Here is an 18,561-nt window from a genome sequence, read left to right on the forward strand (position 1 = left end):
GCTTGATCCCCTCTTGCCCCGTTTCCTGCCCAGTTTCTTGCCCCGTTCCCCAGGCCGTCCGCTCGTCGTCAGTCGATGATGAAACCGAAATCGCCGGGCGTGCCGTTGATCGGATCGACGCGGCGCGCGATGCCATAAAGGCGGTTCATGCGGCCGAGCAGCGCCGTCTGCGCGTCGGAGGCCGGCGCGAAACCGTCGTCAGGCCGCGACAATTCCTTCTGGGCGACGGCGCGCACCACATAGGGCGTCACGATCACCATCAGCTCGGTCTCGTTGTTGACGAAGTCCTGGCTGCGGAACAGCGCGCCGATGATCGGCACCTGGTCGACGCCGGGCAGGCCGTTGATCGCCTGCTTGGTGTGCTGCTGGATCAGGCCGGCCATCGCCATCGAGCCGCCCGAGGGAATTTCCAGCGTCGTTTCGGCGCGGCGGGTCTGAACCGAGGGGATCGTGATGGAGTTGCTCGAGGTCGAGGACACCGCCTGCGTCAGCGTGATCGCGTTCGTATTCGACAGCTCCGAGACCTCGGTCATGACGCGCAGGCTGATGCGGCCTTCGCTGAGCACGACCGGGGTGAAATTCAAGGAGATGCCGAACTTCTTGTAGGTGACCTGGGTGGTACAGACGTGGGTGACCGGATCGCAGGAATAGCCCGCCGGAATCGGGAATTCGCCGCCGGCGATGAAGGTTGCAGATTCGCCGAGATCGCGGTCAGGCTCGGCTCGGCCAGGGTGCGCATGACGCCAGCGCTTTCCATTGCGCGCATCGTGGCGCTGACGGTGGCGACGCCCTTGGCGAGGCCGGCGACGCCGAGCCCGTTGTTGGCGACGATCGGTCCACCAGAGACCGAGAACGGATTGGAGTTGTTGAAGTTCACCACCGCGGTGCCGGCGTTCAGGCTGGCGCTGAGATCGACGCCCAGCTGCTTGACGATATCGCGGCGGACTTCGCCGACGACGACCTTGAGCATCACCTGGTCGCGGCCGCGCACGACGATGTTGTTGACGACCTTGTCGCTGCCGCCGACGAGCTTGGCGGCGACGTCGCCGGCCTGCTGGGCCTCGACCGGGCTCGAGACCGAGCCGGTCAGCATCACGCTGTCGCCGACGCCTTCGATCTGCACGCCCGGCAGCGACTGGCGCAGCGCGGCGCGCATGCCGTTGAGGTCGCGCTTCACCGCGATGTCGTAGGAGGCGACCTGCTGGCCGTCGGCGGTGAAGAACACCACGTTGGTCTGGCCGACCTGGCCGCCGATGATATAGGCGCGCTGCGCCGAGCGGATCACCGCGTTGGCGATCTTGGGATCGGCCACCAGCACGTCCTTGACCTCGCGCGGCAGGTCGATGACCACGGACTTGCCGACGCCGAGTGACAGGAAGCGTGTCCGTGCCGGCGCGATCGTCGCGACTGGCGACACACCGAGATCAGGCGCTTGCATCGGTGTCTGGTCGCCGACCGGCGCGTCCGCGGCACTGAGCCGGTCGGGGGCTGCGAGCAGCCCCAGCATCAGCATCGTCCCCGCCAAGAACGAGCGCGCGCGCTTCCCCCGAATGCGCACGCCCGTCCGATCATCCCCGTAGTTCATGCTATCCCCATCATCACTTCTGTGACGTCAGTTGCCGCGCCTGCACGCCGTAACGAATTACATTCACGCCGGCGGGGCGCTTGACCGCCTGGTCCTCGGGCGTGCCATCGACTGCGTTGGCATCGACGATGCTCCGCAGCGCGAGCTGGAGCGTGCCGCCCTGGCGCGCAGCCGACAGCGTGGCGACCTGGTCAGGCTTGAGCTCGAGCGTGACGGTCTTGCCGATCACGGCGGTCTGGCCGTCCTTTTCCTTCGGCGCCTGGTCGATCGCGAGCACGCGGATGTTGGTCAGGATGACCTCGGACACGATCAGGTCATTGCCGCCGGTCGGTCCGTTGGTCTCGGGATTCTTCAGGCGGCGGGTCAGCACGATGTCGACGCGGTCGTTCGGCAGGATGAAGCCGCCGGCGCCGGTCTCGGCTGAAATTTCGGTGGAGACGGCCCGCATGCCGGAGGGCAGGATCGCAGCCATGAAGCCGGAGCCTTCGGCCCTGACCAGCTTCTGCTCGCGGATCGGCTCGCCCTGCATCAACGGCACGCGCGCGATCGAGCCGGCGATCTGGGTCTGCGCCTCGGGCCTACTGTCGCGGCGGATGAAGGCGTTGCTCGCGGTCGCCGCCGGCCAGGCTTGCCATAGCAGGTCCTCGGGCTTCACGGCCTGGCCGAGCCCAATGTCGTTCTTCGCGACCAGAACCTCGACCGTCGGCAGCTTCTCGGCGACGGGCAGAACGGGCGCGGGCGCACTCTGATAGCTGCTCGCCAGATACGCAGCGACGCCGCCGGCGCCCAGTGCGATGACGAGAACGACAATGCGTGCGGTATTCATACGCTTCTACTCTTACGCGGGGCACTCGAACCGCACGTGGCGGGTTCCCCGCGTCGATGAGTCAGGGAGTAAAAGTATAAGGGGTGTTGCGAGGTCGAACGTGATGGCCGATCACGCTGCGGGTTTTCGGCAGATGGTGAACGCAGCGTTATTCGGTCGGCCAGCGGCCCCGTAAATTCACGTAGCGCGTGAGACGCGTGCAGATGCAGCGCGCGGCGTCATGGTGAATGGGTGGTTAGTGATGGGCGGGGTCAGAGCGGCCTGCCAATGAGATGGAAGCACCGCGCAACACCAAAGGTGTCGTCCCGGCGAAGGCCGGGACCCATACTCCCAGGGAGGAGTTTGGCGAGGAAATGGTGGCCGGTACTACCATCCAACTCCACAGATAGATTCCGCGGTATGGGTCCCGGCCTTCGCCCTAGGGCATGCACATATCTGGTGCGGCGGATTCGATTCGGATCGGCCTGGGAGGATTCCAGAATCAGAGTTCTGTGTGATTCGTATTGCGGCACTCCATGATTTGGACGGGGTGCCGCGATGTTGTCACGGATTGACTGGACGCTGGGCCGGTTCGGGGATCGTCGTCTCGATAAAGGGGGGCGGCGTTCGTCGAACGCATGGTTGTGGGCAAAACTGTCTGCCTTCGGCAGCTCTCCAGGGGGAACCGCGCGCTGGAAGTGCGGTTCAACCGCTTTCTTGGCCATGACAAGGTGACGGTGGAGCGGATCATCGAAAGCTGGAGCGAAAGCACGGTCGCTGCGGTAGAGGGCCGCCACGTGCTGGCCATCCAGGACACCAGCGAGATCCACTTCAACACCACACCGCAACGCCGGCGCGGGCTCGGAGAAATCGGCAAAGGCAATAACCACGGCGTGCTGCTGCATCCGCTGCTGGCTGTGGATGCCGATGACGGCAACTGTCTTGGACTTTTGAGCGGGCAGATATGGACGCGCACAGGTCGCCGCACGACCTCGCACGACGATCGGGAGTTATCGGACAAGGAATCGCAGCGCTGGATATCCACTGCCATGGCGGCCAAGCCGCTCCTCACCAAGGCCACAGCGGTGACGGTGCTGGGTGACCGCGAGAGCGATATTTTTGCCCTTTATGCCAGCTCGGCCGAGCAACACTTCCACGTCATCGCGCGCAGCATGCATGATCGCAAGCTTGCCGACCGCAGCGGCTTGTATGAGGTCAGCGATGCCATGGCCGCGGTGGATCGGCGTGCGATCCAATTGCCTGCGCGCGCCGCGCGGCCCGCCCGCCTGGCTCACCTCGAACTTCGCTTTGGCGCAATCGAGCTCGCCCGCCCACAGAGTAAGTTCCTGCGCCATCTGCCGGAAAGCTTGCCATTGGCGGTGGTCGATGTGCGCGAGATCAATGCCGAAACCGGGGTAGAGCCGCTGCACTGGCGGCTTCTCACCTCTCACGAGGTTACCGGCATCGAGGACGCCTGGCGCATCGTCCAATGGTACAAGCAACGCTGGATCATCGAGCAGTTCTTCCGCATCCTGAAGACACAAGGCTTCAAGCTCGAAGACAGCCAGATCGGAACCGCCGATCGCCTTCTCAAGCTGGTCGCGATTGCCGCTAAGGCGGCCGTCATCACAATCCAACTTCTGCAGGCCCGCAATGGCAGTCGCCAACCCATTCTCGCTGCCTTCGACAACGGCCAAATTAACGTGCTCACCGCCCTCAACCGTCAACTCGAAGCCGGGAGCAAGCGATTAAAGAACCCACATCCGCCCGATAGCCTCGCTTGGGCCGCCTGGATCATTGGTCGCCTCGGCGGCTGGGACGGCTACCCATCGTCCAAGCCGCCGGGCCCGATCACCTTCAAGAACGGCCTCGAATACTTCCACGCCGTCGCAGCAGGATGGAGCCTCAGAGATATGTGCATGCCCTAGGGCCTTCGCCGGGACGACGTTGAGGAGAGATCGCGCACTCCCCAGCCAAATCATTGCAGAATGCTACTTCTTCCGCTTCTGCTCGATCGCGTCCCAGATCTTCGCCGCAACATCAGGGCCGCCGAGCCGCGTAATGGCGCGGATGCCGGTCGGCGAGGTGACGTTGATCTCGGTGAGGTTGCCGTTGATGACGTCGAGGCCGACGAACAGAAGGCCGCGCTCGCGCAGCGCCGGGCCGACGGTGGCGCAGATCTCGCGCTCGCGCGGGGTCAGCTCGGTCTCCTGCGCCGCGCCGCCGCGCACCATGTTGGAGCGGAGGTCGTCCGCGGCCGGCACGCGGTTCACCGCACCGGCGAACTCGCCGTTGACGAGGATGATGCGCTTGTCGCCGTGCTTCACCTCGGGGATGAACTGCTGGATCACCCACGCCTCTTTGAACGTCACCGAGAACATGTCGAACAGCGAGCCGAAATTCATGTCCTGCGGCATCACGCGGAACACCGCGGCGCCGCCATGGCCGTGCAGCGGCTTCATGACGACGGCACCATGCTTGTCGCGAAAGGCGTTGATCTCGTCGAGGTCGCGCGAGATCAGGGTCGGCGGCATCAGCTGCGGAAAGTTCATCACGAACAGCTTTTCCGGCGCGTTCCGCACCGAGGCGGGATCGTTGACGACCAGCGTCTTCGGATGGATCCGCTCCAGGAAATGCGTCGAAGTGATGTAGGCGAGGTCGAACGGCGGGTCCTGGCGCAGCAGCACCACGTCAAAGCCGTTGAGCGCCTCGCGCTTCGGCTCCCCGAGGGTGAAATGGTCGCCGGGCTCGTCGCGCACGGTGAGGAGCTGAACCGGAGCGACGAGCTCGTCGCCGACCATCGAGAGCTTGTCCGGCGTGTAATAGGACAGGCCGTGGCCGCGCTTCTGCGCCTCCAGGAGCAGTGCAAAGGTGGAATCGCCCTTGATGTTGATGCGGGCGATGGGGTCCATCTGGACGGCGACGTTCAGTTTCATGGTCTGCCTTTCAGGTCGAGGCGTCGAATGCCGCCAACACATGGCGCGGAAGTGATCGCGGCGCAATCAGCATGGCGTCGAATCGCAATTCGAATTCGGCATGCTCGGGATGCGCCACGAGCCAGCCTTGTGCGGCATCGATGATGCGCTGCTGCTGGCGCGGCGTCACCGCGAAGGCGGCATCATCCAGCGTCGCCCGCGCCTTGACCTCGACGAAGGCGATCAGATTGCGGCGGCGCGCCACGATGTCGATCTCGCCGTGCGGGGTGCGATAACGCTTGGCGAGGATGCGGTAGCCCTTGGCCATGAGAAAGGCGGCGGCGCGGCTCTCGGCCGAGATGCCGGTGCGGAACGCGGCGATGCGCTCGGGCGAGGGGACTTTCGGTTCCGCCGGGACCTCAGTCTTCGCCATCGCCGCCCCGCAAATCCTTGTGCAAGTCTTTTGCGAGCTCGAGCGCGCGGGCATAGACCTCGCGGCGCGGCCGGCCCGAGAGTGCGACCGCATGCGCCACGGCATCCTTGACGCTGTGCGCGGCCAGCTGCTCGCGCAAGAGACCGTCGAGCGCATCCGGTGCCAGCACGTCGGCGTTTGCTGCAGGCGGACCGATCACCAGAACGAATTCACCGCGCGTCTCCGGCGCGTCGGCTTGCCGCGCGAACTCGGCGAGGGGCGCGCGCCTGACCTCCTCGTGCAACTTCGTCAGCTCGCGGCAGACCGCGGCCTCTCGCTCACCCATGATCTCGGCGAGATCGGTCAATGTGGCCTGCATCCGATTGCCCGATTCGAACATCACCAGTGTCGCGTCGATGCGGGCGAGCTCGGCAAGGCGCGACCGCCGCGCGGCCGATTTCGCCGGCAAAAAGCCTTCGAAGAAGAAGCGGTCGGTCGGAAGCGCGGCGACGGACAGCGCCGCCAGCACCGACGACGGGCCGGGCAGCGCATACACCGCATGACCGGCGGCGCAGACCTCGCGCACCAGCTTGAAGCCGGGATCGGAGATCAGCGGCGTGCCGGCGTCGGAGACCAGCGCGACCGAGCCGCCTGCCGCAAGCGCCTCCAGGATTTTTGGGCGTGCGGCTTCCGCGTTGTGCTCGTGGTAGGGCTTGAGTTGTGCGGCGATGGCGTAGCGCTCGGTCAGGCGCCGGGTGATGCGGGTGTCCTCGCAGGCGATGACGTCGACGCCGGCGAGTGTCTGAAGCGCCCGCAGCGTGATGTCGCCGAGATTACCGATGGGCGTCGCCACCAGATGAAGGCCCGGCGCCGCCTTCGGCGCCGTAAGCCGATGGGCGTCGATGGAGAAGCCGCGCGAGGCGGCATCTTGAGCTTCAGGCGTATTTATCGGGGCCGGCTTTGCGCGCATAATGAAGTCAACTTAGGCACGATCCGCAGGGCTGGGAACCGGCTCTTCGAAAAAGATCGTGCCGAGGTGAGGGCGGACGGGAATGTGATCGATCCGGGATCGCGTTGCGAGGGAGTGAGGGTCCTCGCGCCATATTCGCGACCGAAACGCCGCCTTGATGCTGCGTGAGTGCGTGAGCAGTTGGCCAGGACGGGAAGGCGGCCGGGTGAAGTGGCTATTATCCTTTTGTTTTGGTTAACTATTCGTCGACAATATGCCTGAATCCCCGGCTTGTGTCGTGGAAAGAGTGACCGGCTGCCGACGGCCGGTCGGAAGAGAAGTTGCCATGGTGGGCCCGCGTCATCCCAGATCTTCCTCTTTGGAGGAGTCTTCCGCTCCCGGGCCCCGATCGTCGGCGGCGACCCGGCGGAGTGCGCTCGGCCTTCTGCTCGGCGCGCCCTTGCTGTCGGCCTGTGCCGGCGTGCAGCAAAGTCTCAGCCAGTTCTCCAACCCGTTTTCCAGCTCGGCGCCCCCGGCTCAGCCGGCTGGCCCGCCGCAACAGGCCGCGACCGCGGGCACCGGCGGGGTGAAGGTCGCCGTGATCCTACCGCTTTCGGCCGCCGGCAATGCGGGCCTCGCGGCGCAATCCATGCGCAACGCCGCGGAGATGGCGCTGGCCGAGTTCCAGAACCCGAACATCCAGCTCCTGATCAAGGACGACAATGGCAGCCCGCAAGGCGCGCAAGCGGGTGCTCAGCAGGCGGTCGATGAGGGCGCCGAGATCATCCTGGGACCGCTGTTCGCGCAGTCGGTGCCTGCGGTGGCGCAGGTCGCGCGCACGCGCGGCATTTCGGTGATCGCGTTCTCGACCGATTCCAGCATCGCCGGCCGCGGCGTCTATCTGCTCAGCTTCCTGCCGGAGTCCGACGTCAACCGCATCGTCGAATATTCCGCCAGCATCGGAAAGCGCTCGGTCGCCGTGCTCGTGCCCGACAATGCCTATGGCAACGTCGTCGAAGCCGCCGTGAAGGCGGCGGTGCCGCGGCGCGGCGGGCGCATCGTCGCCTTCGAGAATACGGCGCCGATCGCGCCACCCCGGCGCGGACCGTGGCGCAGCAACTCGGCAGCGCGGACGCGCTGTTCATTGCCGATGACGGCGATGCCGTCGTCTCAGTCGCGGATGCGATGACTGCGGCGGGCGCCAATTTGCGTAACATCCAGCTGCTCGGCACCGGCCTGTGGGACAATCCGCGCGTCTATACCAGCGCTGCGTTGCAAGGCGGCCTCTATGCCGCGCCGGACCCGGCCGGCTTCCGCGCCTTCTCCGGCCGCTACCGCACCAAATACGGCGCCGACCCGATACGCACCGCGACGCTCGCCTACGATGCCGTCGCCCTCGTCGCCGCGCTCGCGCGCACGCAAGGCACCACGCGCTTCTCACCTGATGTGCTCACCAACCCCTCGGGCTTTGCCGGCATCGACGGCCTGTTCCGCTTCCGCGCGGATGGCACCAACGAGCGCGGGCTTGCGGTGATGAAGGTGACGCAGGGAGGCGGCGTTGCGGTCGCGGGCTCGCCGAAGAGTTTTGGGGCGTAACGAGATGCCGTAGGGTGGGCAAAGGCGCGCTTCGCGCCGTGCCCACCATCTCTCCGCAAGATCGCATGAGTGTGGTGGGCACGCTTCGCTTTGCCCACCCTACGGCATCTCGTTACGCCGCCAAATCCGCGACCACAGCATCCAGCACCGGAAAACCGCTGCTGGTCACGCGCAGGCGGCCCGTCGCGTCGACCGTGATCGCGCCTTCCTCGCGGAGCAGCGCAATGCGGCCGGGGTCGAGCGGGCGGCCGGAGAGTGCTCTGTAACGCTCGGGGTCGATGCCTTCGGCGAGACGCAATCCCATCAGCAAGAATTCGTCGGCGCGTTCCTCGCTGTTGAGGAGCTCGTCGGTGACGACACCGTCGCCGTTGGTCTCGACCCGCATCAGCCAGGCTTCGGGGCGCTTCTCGGTGGCGGTGGCATGGCGCACGCCGTCGATGTCGAGCCGGCCATGGGCGCCGGGGCCGATGCCGGCATATTCCTCGCCGCGCCAATAGACCAGATTGTGCCGGCACTCGGCGCCGCGCCGCGCGTGGTTGGAGATCTCGTAGGCGGGCAGGCCGAGCTTGTCGCAGGTTTCCTGCGTGACGTCGTAAAGCGCACGCGCGACGGCTTCGTCCGGCGTCTTCAATTTGCCGGCCTGGTGCAGGCCAAAGAACGGCGTGCCTTGCTCGATCGTCAATTGATAGAGCGACAGATGCTCGGCCGCTTCATCGATCGCGAGACGCAGCTCCTCGGCCCACATCGCCGGCGTCTGGTCAGGACGGGCGTAGATCAGGTCGAACGAATAACGGTCGAACGAGCGGCGCGCGATGGCGACGGCATCGAGGGCCTCGCGCGCACTGTGCATGCGGCCGAGTGCCTTCAACGAGGCATCGTCGAGCGCCTGCACGCCGAGCGAGACGCGGTTGACGCCGGCGGCGCGATAGCCGGCGAAGCGTGTGGCCTCGACGCTGGTCGGGTTTGCCTCCAGCGTCACCTCGACATCGTCAGCAACATGCCAGTGCTTGCCGATCGCATCGAGCACTGCGCCGACGGTTGCGGGCTGCATCAATGACGGCGTGCCGCCGCCGAGGAAGATCGAGGTGACCTCGCGGCCGGGCGCGCGCTCGGCGGTCGCTGCGATCTCGCGGGCGAAGGCCGAGGCGAAGCGCGCTTCGTCGATTGGTGCGTGGCGGACATGGCTGTTGAAGTCGCAATAGGGGCATTTCGACAGGCAGAACGGCCAGTGCACGTAGACGCCGAAGGCTTCCTTAGCGCGGCTCAAGGCAGATCTCCGCCAGTTTCACGAAGGCGCGGGCGCGGTGCGAGAGGCCGAGGCCGAGCGGCGGCAGGCCGTGCTTCTCGATACTCTCCATCTCGCCGAAGGTGCGGCTGTGGCCATCGGGCAGGAACATCGGATCGTAGCCGAAGCCGGCAGTACCGCGCGGCGGCCAGACCAGCGTGCCGTCGACCCGCGCCTCGACCTCTTCGAGATGATCGTCGGGCCAGGCGACGCAGAGCGCGGAGACGAAATGCGCGGTGCGCTTCGCCGGAATCGTCGCGCCGCGCTCCTGGAGCAGGCGCTCGATCTGCGCCATCGCCACTGCGAAGTCTTTGTTTGGCCCGGCCCAGCGCGCGGAGAAAATGCCGGGCGCGCCGTCGAGCGCGTCGACCACGATGCCGGAATCATCGGCGAAGGACGGGAGCTTGGACGCCCGCGCCGCCGCGATCGCCTTGATCGCGGCATTGCTGCGGAAATCGTTGCCGGTCTCTTCGGGCTCGCCCAGGTCGAGCTCACCGGCCGACACCGCCTCGATGCCGTACGGTGCAAGCAGCTCCCGCATCTCGGCGAGCTTGCCGGGATTGTGGGTGGCGATGACGAGCTTGTCCGTGATTCGGCGGTGCATGGCCTATTGACTACGCCACAGCCAGTTTCTGCAAGTCTACCAGACGCGCGACGCCCTTGCGCGCCAGCGCCATCAGCGCCAGGAACTCGGTTTCGGTGAACGGCTCGCGTTCCGCGGTGCCCTGCACTTCGATGAGGCGGCCATCGCCGGTCATGACGAAATTGGCGTCGGTCTCGGCTTCCGAATCCTCGGCGTAGTCGAGATCGAGCACCGGCGTGCTATTGTAGATGCCGCAGGAGATCGCGGCGACGTTGTCGCGCAGCACGTTGGTCTTGATCATGTTGCGCGCCTTCATCCAGTTGATGCAATCGGCGAGCGCGACCCAAGCGCCGGTGATCGAGGCCGTGCGGGTGCCGCCGTCGGCCTGGAGCACGTCGCAATCGACCGTGATCTGGCGCTCACCGAGCGCTTCGAGGTCGACGATGGTGCGAAGCGAGCGGCCGATCAGGCGCTGGATCTCGACGGTGCGGCCGCTCTGCTTGCCGGCGGAGGCCTCGCGGCGGGTGCGTTCGGAGGTTGCGCGCGGCAGCATCCCGTATTCGGCGGTGACCCAGCCGCGGCCCTGGCCCTTCAGCCACGGCGGCAGGCGGTCTTCCAGCGTGGCGGTGACCAGCACATGGGTGTCGCCGAATTTCACCAGGCACGAGCCTTCCGCATATTCGACCACGCCGCGCTCCAGCGTCACGGGGCGCAATTCGTCGGGCGCACGGCGGCTTGGCCGCATGGGAAATCCTCCAAAACTCACGGGAAAAGGCTGTTCGCGGTGCTTGTAGGAGGGGCGAGGGTGGGCGGCAAGGTTTTTTCACCCCCTGATTTCGAGCCTGTAAACGCCACGCTTGTCAGAAGCGCCCGGGATGGACAAATTATGAGTATCTGAGAGGAGTTACCGTCTGTGGCCCATCACGATCCGATCCATCTGATCGCGCCGCGCGCAGGCCTCGCCCAGCTCAACGAGCGTTCCCGCGACATCTTTCGTCAAATTGTCGAAAGCTACCTCGCGACCGGCGAGCCGGTGGGCTCGCGCAACATCTCGCGCCTGATCGCGATGCCGCTGTCGCCGGCCTCCGTGCGCAACGTCATGGCCGATCTGGAACAGCTCGGCCTAATCTATGCGCCCCATACCTCCGCTGGCCGGCTGCCGACGGAACTCGGTCTGCGCTTCTTCGTCGATGCCTTGATGCAGGTCGGCGACCTCAACGAGGCCGAACGGCAATCCATTCAGAGCCAGCTCTCTTCCGTCGGCGAGGCGCAATCGGTCGAGGCGGCGCTGGACCAGGCCTTGATGCGGCTCTCGGGGCTGACCCGTGCCGCCGCAGTCGTGCTGACGCCGAAATCCAATGCGCGGCTCAAGCACATCGAATTCGTCCGCCTGGAACCGGAGAAGGCGCTGGTGATCCTGGTCGGCGAGGATGGCCAAGTCGAAAACCGCGTCCTGACGCTGCCGCCCGGAGTTCCCTCCTCGGCGCTCACCGAAGCCGGTAATTTCCTCAATGCGCGGATCCGCGGCCGCACGCTGGCCGAGGCGCGGCTCGAGCTGGAGACCGCACTCGGCGAGGCCCGCGCCGAGCTCGATCAGCTGACGCAAAAGGTGATCTCGGCTGGCATCGCAAGCTGGTCCGGCGGGGAGAACGAGGACCGCCAGCTCATCGTCCGCGGTCACGCCAATCTGCTGGAAGATCTGCACGCGCTGGAGGATTTGGAGCGGGTGCGCCTGTTGTTCGACGATCTCGAGACCAAGCGTGGCGTCATCGACCTGCTCGGCCGGGCCGAGACCGCCGAAGGCGTGCGAATTTTCATCGGAAGCGAGAACAAGCTGTTCTCACTGTCGGGTTCCTCCACCATCATCTCGCCCTATCGGGATGCCGCCGGCCATATTGTCGGCGTGCTCGGCGTGATCGGCCCGACGCGACTGAATTATGCCCGCGTGATCCCGACCGTGGACTACGCCGCCCGCATCGTCAGTCGCCTTTTGGGGGGCTGACCGGCGTTTCCTCCGATCACAGGCGCTTGATTTTCGTAAGCTTAGGCACGATATCCGGGCCAACAATCCCCTGAGACGAGTTCGAGAATAGAGCCGATGACCGATCAAGACCGGCAACCCGAAGACACGACCGCGCCCACCGGCGAGCCCGTGGTCTCGAAGCCCTACATCATGCCCGACGATCCCGAGCCGGGCTCGGTCGAGACGTTGCAGAAGGAATCCGCCGAGGCGCGCGACCGCATGCTGCGGACGCTGGCCGAGATGGAGAACTTGCGCAAGCGCACCACCAAGGAGGTCGCCGACGCCCGCCTCTACGGCATCACCGGCTTTGCCCGCGACGTGCTGGAGATCGCCGACAACCTCCAGCGCGCGCTCGATGCCGTTCCGGCCGAGGCCCGTGCGGCGGCCGATCCCGGCCTGACCTCGCTGATCGAGGGCGTCGAGCTCACCGAGCGCTCGCTGCTCAACGCGCTGGAAAAGCATGGCGTGAAGAAGTTCGATCCGCAGGGCCAGAAGTTCGACCCGAATTTCCAGCAGGCGATGTTCGAGGTCCCGGATGCGTCGGTGCCGTCGGGCACCGTGGTGCAAGTCGTGCAGGCCGGCTACACCATCGGCGAGCGTGTGCTGCGTCCCGCCCTGGTCGGTGTCGCCAAGGGCGGCGCGAAGGCTGCGCCCGCGGCCAACAACAACAATGAGTTCGAGCGGCGCGGCGAACTGAGTCTCACGGCTTCGCCGTCATTCCGGGTTCGACGCTTCGCATCGCCCCGGAATGACGGTGCGAAACTCTTACGCACTCACCGCGATATCCGCAGATTGAATCCGCTTCACGCCGGCCTTGGCCATATCGGCCCAGGCCTTTGCCAGCGAGCCCTGCGTGTCGATGCCGCGGCAGGCGTCCTCCACCACATAGACCTCGAAGCCCGCCTTGCGCGCATCGAGCGCCGTCCAGGCGACGCAGAAATCGGTCGCGAGGCCAGCGACGAAGACGCGCTTGATCTTGCGGCCCTTCAGATAGCCGGCAAGGCCCGTCGAGGTCTTGCCGTCGGCTTCGAGGAAGGCCGAATAGCTGTCGACGTCCCTGTGAAAACCCTTGCGGATGATGAGTTCGGCGTGCGGGATCGCAAGGTCCTTCGACAGCGCGGCACCTTCGGTGCCCTGCACGCAATGGTCCGGCCACAGCACCTGCTTGCCGTAGCGAAGATCGACGGTCTCGAACGGCTTCTTGCCGGAATGCACCGACGCGAACGAGATGTGGCCGGGCGTATGCCAGTCCTGCGTCATCACCACGTTCGCAAACGCTTTCGCGATCTTGTTGATGACAGGCACCACCTGCTCGCCTTCCTTCACCGCAAGGCTGCCGCCGGGCAGGAAGCAGTTCTGCACGTCGATCACGAGCAGCGCGGAGGCCTCGTCCGGCTTGATTGACGCGGCCGCAAACAGCGCGGTTGGAGCGAGGCCCGCGAGCGCCGTGGTCGCAAGCGTCGCCAACATGTGTCGCCGATCCAGCATCGTTCGTCTCCCCTCCAGGATGATCCACGGGAAGAAAGCCTAGTTCCGTTCGCATACGAACAGAAGCCCGAAAATGCAGCCGACATTGGTGAGTGGTTGGGCTTGGTCGGCGGGTTCGCTTAACCCCTCCCGCTTGCGGGAGAGGTCGCTGCGCTCACAGAGCGCGGCGGGTGAGGGCTCTCTCCACGTCGGGAATGTCCCCTTGCGGAGATACCCTCTCCCCAACCCTCCCCCGCGAGCGGGGGAGGGAGCGCATCCAGTTTGTGGATGCGACTAACCCTTCGGCTGGATGCCGTCGCGCACGGCGCGGAAGCGGGTGAAGGCGGCTTGCCACTGGTCGCGCGGGGCGCTGGCGATGATGCGCAGCGAGGCGCCGCCGGTCGAGAAGCGGATCCACTGCACCACGGTCACCGGCGTCTTGTCCTTGCCGCTGACGCCGTCGATCCGGGTCTCGAAACCCTGCTGGCCGTTGATGCGGATCGGCTCGGACATGGTGACGCGCGACTCGCGCACGCCGGGAATCTGGAGCGCCGCCTCCTGCGCAAAGCGGGCGCGGTCGTCGGCCTGCTGCGGGGTGGCGCCGATCAGGCCGAGGATCATGAACGGCTTCGAACTCATAGCCTGCGCTCTCGTTGCCGTCGGCCAGGATGATGCTCGAGCCCGGCGCCAGCGTGCGGATGTCCTTGAAGTCGGCGAGCTCGGTGATCTTGAACGGCATCAGCGCGATCTGCTCTTCGGCCGAGACCTGCTTGCGGGTGGTGGCGCTCGCAAACATCTGGCGCACCGCTTCATCGGTGTAGATCTTGGTCGCATTCTCCGGGATCTGCACCGCGACATAGCCGGAGAAGCCTGCGCCCGGCACGATCATCGAATAACGCCTCACCGGAGTGTCGCCGGCCTTGCCGCTTTCGGTGGTGAAATAGGCAAGGCCCGCGGGGGTCTCGATCTTGTCCTGCTTGACGCCGTTCGCACCGGCCGGATTGGAATTGAAGGCGCTCACGACCTCGCCATAGGCCGCAGGCGGCAGCTCGGTAATCAGCACCTTGACGCTGCCGTCCTCGCTCTCGAAGCCCGGAAAGGACTTGGCCGTGCTCAGCCCGATCAGCGGCACCATGCCGAGGCGCAGGCCAGGCGGGTAAACGGCGTCGGCAGCAAGGGTCGGAAGCGCCGAGGCGACGAGGAGGATGAGCGCGACGAGGGGGCGGATCAGCTTCATGGGCACTCTGATTGGTTCACATTGAGGCCGTTCGATGGTCGGCCATTGGGCCGCTTTGTCGCGCGGAGCAGCTGCGCTGCGGTTGCCGGCCGGACCGCCTTTTAGCGGGTTTGGCCTTGCCGCAACAGGGTGGGGCGGACTGCCATAGCGGGGGCTTGCCGAGGCCTGAACCTGTTAATATTTCCTCACCCGCAAGGGTGGTTGAGCCCGGATATGATCTTCCAAAACCCGATGTTTTCGCGGCCGAAACTTGCGTTCGGTCCTTGCGGGCCCCTCCCCCTCCTATATGAGCCTCAATCATCGCAATATCGCGGATGTTTGATCTTAGGGGGTTTCGGTCGGGTGCCTTCTGGGCCCAGCCAACCTGCCGCAAAAAGAAGGATATCAGGACCATGGGAAAGGTCATTGGGATCGACCTCGGCACCACGAACTCGTGCGTCGCCGTAATGGATGGCAAGAACGCCAAAGTCATCGAGAATTCCGAAGGCATGCGGACGACGCCTTCGATCGTCGCCGTCACGGATGACGGCGAGCGCCTCGTCGGCCAGCCGGCCAAGCGCCAGGCCGTCACCAATCCCGAGCGCACCTTCTTCGCAGTGAAGCGCCTCATTGGCCGCCGCTACGACGACCCGATGGTCGAGAAGGACAAGAAGCTCGTTCCGTACAAGATCGTGAAGGCTTCCAACGGCGACGCCTGGGTCGAGGCCGACGGCCAGACCTACTCGCCCTCGCAGGTCTCGGCGTTCATCTTGCAGAAGATGAAGGAGACCGCGGAAGCCCATCTCGGCCAGAAGGTCGACCAGGCCGTCATCACCGTTCCCGCCTACTTCAACGACGCCCAGCGCCAAGCGACCAAGGACGCCGGCAAGATCGCGGGCCTCGAAGTGCTGCGCATCATCAACGAGCCGACCGCGGCCGCGCTTGCCTATGGCCTCGACAAGACCAAGGCCGGCACCATCGCGGTGTACGACCTCGGCGGCGGCACCTTCGATATCTCCATTCTCGAAATCGGCGACGGCGTGTTCGAGGTGAAGTCGACCAACGGCGACACCTTCCTCGGCGGCGAAGATTTCGACATGCGCCTGGTCGGCTATCTCGCCGACGAGTTCCAGAAGGAGCAGGGCATCAACCTGCGCAACGACAAGCTCGCCTTGCAGCGCCTGAAGGAAGCCGCTGAAAAGGCCAAGATCGAGCTGTCCTCGACGACGCAGACCGAGATCAACCTGCCCTTCATCACCGCGGACCAGACCGGGCCGAAGCATCTGACGATGAAGCTCACCCGCGCCAAGTTCGAGGCGCTGGTCGACGACCTCATCCAGAAAACGGTCGAACCCTGCCGCAAGGCGCTGAAGGATGCCGGCGTCACCGCCGGTGAGATCGGCGAAGTCGTGCTGGTCGGCGGCATGTCGCGCATGCCGAAGGTCCAGGAAGTCGTGAAGCAGCTGTTCGGCAAGGAGCCGCACAAGGGCGTCAACCCGGACGAAGTCGTGGCGATCGGCGCCGCGATCCAGGCCGGCGTGCTCCAGGGCGACGTCAAGGACGTGCTGCTGCTCGACGTGACCCCGCTGTCGCTGGGCATCGAGACGCTGGGTGGCGTGTTCACCCGCATCATCGACCGCAACACCACGATCCCGACCAAGAAGAGCCAGGTGTTCTCGACCGCCGAGGACAACCAGAACGCCGTCACCATTCGCGTCTTCCAGGGCGAGCGTGAAATGGCGGCCGACAACAAGATGCTCGGCCAGTTCGACCTGATGGGCATTCCGCCGGCCCCGCGCGGCATGCCGCAGATCGAGGTGACCTTCGACATCGACGCCAACGGCATCGTCAACGTCTCGGCCAAGGACAAGGCCACCGGTAAGGAGCAGCAGATCCGCATCCAGGCCTCGGGCGGCCTGTCGGAAGCCGACATCGAGAAGATGGTCAAGGACGCCGAGGCCAATGCCGAGGCGGACAAGAAGCGCCGCGAGGCCGTGACCGCCAAGAACGAGGCGGATGGCCTGGTGCATTCGACCGAGAAGGCGCTGGCCGAGCACGGTTCGAAGGTCGCCGAGAGCGAGCGCCGCGCCATCGAGGATGCCGTCAGCGACCTCAAGGAAGCGCTGAAGGGCGACGATGCCGAGGCGATCAAGGCCAAGACCCAAACGCTGGCCCAGGCGTCGATGAAGCTCGGCGAGGCCATGTACAAGCAGCAGGCCGAGGCCGACGCCAAGAAGGATGCGGCCAAGGACGACGTCGTCGACGCGGAATTCACCGAGGTCGACGACGACAAGAACAACAAGAAGTCCGCTTAAACCCCAAGAGGGTGACGATGCGGACGGCTTGGACCCCAGACGCGCTAAAGGCCTCCTCCCTCGCGGGGGAGGCCAACGTGTCGGGACGGGCGAGACAGATGCCCGTTACGATCAATCAATTCCCAGCCGTTATGCTCAATGTTGCTACGCTGCCCTCTGCCGCGACGCGCAAGGCCGCCTATATCAAGGCTGCCTATGTCGTTGCGCAGCGGCGTCGTTTCGCCCCGACTTGATTCGCGATTGGATAGACCGAGTCCGACATGTCCACGTCCACCAAGCGCTGCTACTACGAGACCCTCGAAGTCGAACGCGACGCCGACGAATCCAAGCTGAAATCGTCGTTCCGCAAGCTGGCGATGAAATTCCATCCCGACCGCAATCCCGGGGATGAAACCAGCGAGGTCAAGTTCAAGGAAATCAACGAGGCCTACGAGATCCTCAAGGACAAGGACAAGCGCGCCGCCTACGACCGTTACGGCCACGCCGCGTTCGAGCAGGGCGGCGGCTTCGGCGGCGGCGGTGCCGGTTTCGGCGCGGGCTTCGCCTCCTCCTTCTCCGACATTTTCGAAGACCTGTTCGGCATGGCCGGACAGCGCAGCCGCGGCGGCCGCGAACGTGGCGCCGACCTGCGCTACAACATGGAGATCACGCTCGAGGAAGCCTTTGGCGGCAAGACCGCGCAGATCGAGATTCCGGTCTCGGTCACCTGCGAGGCCTGCTCGGGCATCGGCGCCAAGGCCGGCACCAAGCCGAAGACCTGCTCGGCCTGCGGCGGCGCCGGCCGCGTGCGGCAGTCGCAGGGCTTCTTCACGCTCGAGCGCACCTGTCCCGGCTGTCAGGGCCGCGGCCAGATGATCGAGGATGCCTGCCCGTCCTGCTCGGGCCAGGGCCGGGTCACCCGCGAGCGCACGTTGTCAGTCAACATTCCGCAAGGGGTCGAGGACGGCACGAGGATCAGGCTCGCCGGCGAGGGCGAGGCCGGGGTCCGCGGCGGCCCGCCCGGCGACCTTTACATCTTCCTGTCGCTGGCCCAGCACCAGTTCTTCCAGCGCGACGGCGCCGATCTGCATTGCCGCGTGCCGATCTCGATGGTGACGGCCGCCCTCGGCGGCGAATTCGAGGTGCCGACGATCGAGAAGAGCAAGGCCAAGGTGAAGGTGCCCGCCGGAACCCAGTCGGGCCGCCGGTTCCGCATTGCATCAAAGGGCATGCCGGTGCTGCGCTCGCGTCAGATGGGCGACATGTACGTCCAGGTCGTGGTCGAGACCCCGCAGAACCTCACCAAGAAGCAGCAGGAATTGCTGGCCGAGTTCGAAAAGCTCTCCTCCGGCAACACCCAGCCGGAATCCGAGGGATTCTTCGCCAAGGTCAAGGATTTCTTCGGCAACCGGGCGAGTTGACGTGTCTTGA

13 protein-coding genes and 4 pseudogenes are annotated in these 18,561 nt (G+C 65.5%); 7 read left to right on the plus strand and 10 right to left on the minus strand.

The annotated features are described in order from the left end of the window. Positions 1 to 68 precede the first annotated feature (68 nt). Both ACSKB8_RS09460 and cpaB read right to left on the minus strand, forming a co-directional pair. Positions 69 to 1,585, minus strand: a pseudogene (locus ACSKB8_RS09460) (type II and III secretion system protein family protein). 13 nt (positions 1,586 to 1,598) lie between these two features. Continuing rightward, positions 1,599 to 2,411: a Flp pilus assembly protein CpaB gene (gene cpaB / locus ACSKB8_RS09465; protein ID WP_091882530.1), complete on the minus strand. Its 813-nt coding sequence runs from the start codon at positions 2,409 to 2,411 to the stop codon at positions 1,599 to 1,601. A 617-nt stretch (positions 2,412 to 3,028) separates the two neighbouring features. Here cpaB and ACSKB8_RS09470 point away from each other — a divergent pair. Continuing rightward, positions 3,029 to 4,318 (plus strand): IS4 family transposase, encoded by a 1,290-nt coding sequence (locus ACSKB8_RS09470; RefSeq protein ID WP_438103448.1) that lies wholly within the window; start codon positions 3,029 to 3,031, stop codon positions 4,316 to 4,318. A gap of 63 nt (positions 4,319 to 4,381) precedes the next feature. On the opposite strand, the gene gshB is transcribed toward ACSKB8_RS09470, so the two are convergent. From gshB to rsmI, 3 genes are read right to left on the minus strand one after another with little or no spacing between them, the layout of a single operon-like run. Further along, positions 4,382 to 5,326, minus strand: coding sequence for a glutathione synthase (gshB, locus tag ACSKB8_RS09475; RefSeq protein ID WP_091882526.1), 945 nt, complete (start codon positions 5,324 to 5,326; stop codon positions 4,382 to 4,384). Between the two features lie 10 nt (positions 5,327 to 5,336). Then, positions 5,337 to 5,738, minus strand: coding sequence for a YraN family protein (locus ACSKB8_RS09480; protein WP_438103733.1), 402 nt, complete (start codon positions 5,736 to 5,738; stop codon positions 5,337 to 5,339). Then, on the minus strand, positions 5,725 to 6,687 hold the full coding sequence (gene rsmI / locus ACSKB8_RS09485) for a 16S rRNA (cytidine(1402)-2'-O)-methyltransferase (protein WP_438103735.1): 963 nt from the start codon (positions 6,685 to 6,687) through the stop codon (positions 5,725 to 5,727). The genes ACSKB8_RS09480 and rsmI overlap by 14 nt, the downstream gene beginning before the upstream one ends. Positions 6,688 to 7,012: 325 nt before the next feature. Between rsmI and ACSKB8_RS09490 the strand changes: the two are divergent. Further along, a pseudogene (locus tag ACSKB8_RS09490) lies at positions 7,013 to 8,262 on the plus strand (penicillin-binding protein activator). A gap of 112 nt (positions 8,263 to 8,374) precedes the next feature. On the opposite strand, the gene hemW reads toward ACSKB8_RS09490, so the two are convergent. From hemW to rph, 3 genes are read right to left on the minus strand one after another with little or no spacing between them, the layout of a single operon-like run. Then, positions 8,375 to 9,529, minus strand: coding sequence for a radical SAM family heme chaperone HemW (gene hemW / locus ACSKB8_RS09495; protein ID WP_438103737.1), 1,155 nt, complete (start codon positions 9,527 to 9,529; stop codon positions 8,375 to 8,377). Then, positions 9,516 to 10,151: an RdgB/HAM1 family non-canonical purine NTP pyrophosphatase gene (gene rdgB, locus ACSKB8_RS09500; RefSeq protein WP_438103739.1), complete on the minus strand. Its 636-nt coding sequence runs from the start codon at positions 10,149 to 10,151 to the stop codon at positions 9,516 to 9,518. The genes hemW and rdgB overlap by 14 nt, the downstream gene beginning before the upstream one ends. Before the next feature lie 10 nt (positions 10,152 to 10,161). Then, a complete protein-coding gene (rph, locus tag ACSKB8_RS09505; RefSeq protein WP_438103740.1) occupies positions 10,162 to 10,875 on the minus strand; it encodes a ribonuclease PH in 714 nt (237 codons plus the stop codon). Positions 10,876 to 11,043: 168 nt separating this feature from the next. On the opposite strand from rph, the gene hrcA reads away from it, so the two are divergent. Both hrcA and grpE read left to right on the plus strand, forming a co-directional pair. Beyond that, positions 11,044 to 12,132, plus strand: a complete 1,089-nt coding sequence (gene hrcA, locus ACSKB8_RS09510; protein ID WP_091882505.1) for a heat-inducible transcriptional repressor HrcA — start codon at positions 11,044 to 11,046, stop codon at positions 12,130 to 12,132. 96 nt (positions 12,133 to 12,228) lie between these two features. Beyond that, positions 12,229 to 12,822 (plus strand): annotated as a pseudogene (grpE, locus tag ACSKB8_RS09515) (nucleotide exchange factor GrpE); the annotation flags it as partial. A gap of 96 nt (positions 12,823 to 12,918) precedes the next feature. On the opposite strand, the gene pncA reads toward grpE, so the two are convergent. Both pncA and ACSKB8_RS09525 read right to left on the minus strand, forming a co-directional pair. Beyond that, positions 12,919 to 13,641: a bifunctional nicotinamidase/pyrazinamidase gene (gene pncA / locus ACSKB8_RS09520; RefSeq protein WP_438103743.1), complete on the minus strand. Its 723-nt coding sequence runs from the start codon at positions 13,639 to 13,641 to the stop codon at positions 12,919 to 12,921. 273 nt (positions 13,642 to 13,914) lie between these two features. Then, positions 13,915 to 14,857: pseudogene (locus ACSKB8_RS09525) on the minus strand (hypothetical protein). A gap of 392 nt (positions 14,858 to 15,249) precedes the next feature. Here ACSKB8_RS09525 and dnaK point away from each other — a divergent pair. The 3 genes from dnaK to dnaJ all read left to right on the plus strand — a co-directional run bounded on the left by dnaK (position 15,250) and on the right by dnaJ (position 18,551). Beyond that, positions 15,250 to 17,151 (plus strand): molecular chaperone DnaK, encoded by a 1,902-nt coding sequence (gene dnaK / locus ACSKB8_RS09530; RefSeq protein WP_025033017.1) that lies wholly within the window; start codon positions 15,250 to 15,252, stop codon positions 17,149 to 17,151. A 98-nt stretch (positions 17,152 to 17,249) separates the two neighbouring features. Beyond that, positions 17,250 to 17,384, plus strand: a complete 135-nt coding sequence (locus ACSKB8_RS09535) for a hypothetical protein (RefSeq protein ID WP_370988996.1) — start codon at positions 17,250 to 17,252, stop codon at positions 17,382 to 17,384. A gap of 27 nt (positions 17,385 to 17,411) precedes the next feature. Then, entirely contained in the window at positions 17,412 to 18,551 is a 1,140-nt protein-coding gene (gene dnaJ / locus ACSKB8_RS09540; protein ID WP_370988995.1) for a molecular chaperone DnaJ, read from the plus strand. Positions 18,552 to 18,561 lie beyond the last annotated feature (10 nt).

Origin of the sequence: Bradyrhizobium sp. BR 1432 (assembly GCF_051547705.1) — a bacterium.
Lineage (GTDB): Bacteria > Pseudomonadota > Alphaproteobacteria > Rhizobiales > Xanthobacteraceae > Bradyrhizobium > Bradyrhizobium zhanjiangense.